The 514-nt window shown below is 56.6% G+C and carries 1 protein-coding gene; it reads left to right on the top strand.

All coding sequences use genetic code 11. The features are described 5' to 3' along the window. Positions 1-38: 38 nt before the first annotated feature. The coding region (locus AC07Y4_RS32985; protein ID WP_495275692.1) for an HNH endonuclease at positions 39-514 on the top strand (476 nt) is incomplete at its 3' end.

Genomic DNA, 514 nt, shown 5'->3' with positions numbered 1-514 from the left:
GAGCCGGCTGGCTCGCAAAGAGGGTGGGTCAATATTCGATGGAAATCGCGGGTCAGGATTCCATGGAAATCAACAGCGATAGGCTCATACGCTTTCATCTGGCACCCGTAGATGGCTATGGAGCCTTGATGCCAAACAAGGCTAGCCCCAAGGATGAACCCGAGAGTTTGGCCTCATTGCAAAGCCGACTGAATGTCCAAGCCGCGGCCGGCGTCTCCTCCGGTTTAACTGTGCAGGAATATCGCAGGCGCAGTGTCGAAGTGCATCGATATGCACTTCGGCGGGCGGCCGGGACGTGCGAAGGCTGCGCGCACCCTGGCCCATTTGTCGATATTGATGGCAATAACTTCCTTGAAGTGCATCACTTGACCAGACTCGCCGATGAGGGGCCAGATACGCCAGCCAATGTCGCCGCCATTTGCCCCAACTGCCATCGACGTGTTGATTTCCATGGAATCCTGACCCGCGATTTCCATCGAATATTGACCCACCCTCTTTGCGAGCCAGCCGGCTC

Source organism: Variovorax sp. GW460-12-1-14-LB1, assembly GCF_059423605.1.
The sequence above is the reverse complement of the archived record's forward strand: the minus strand, read 5'-3'. Positions and strand labels throughout refer to the sequence as shown.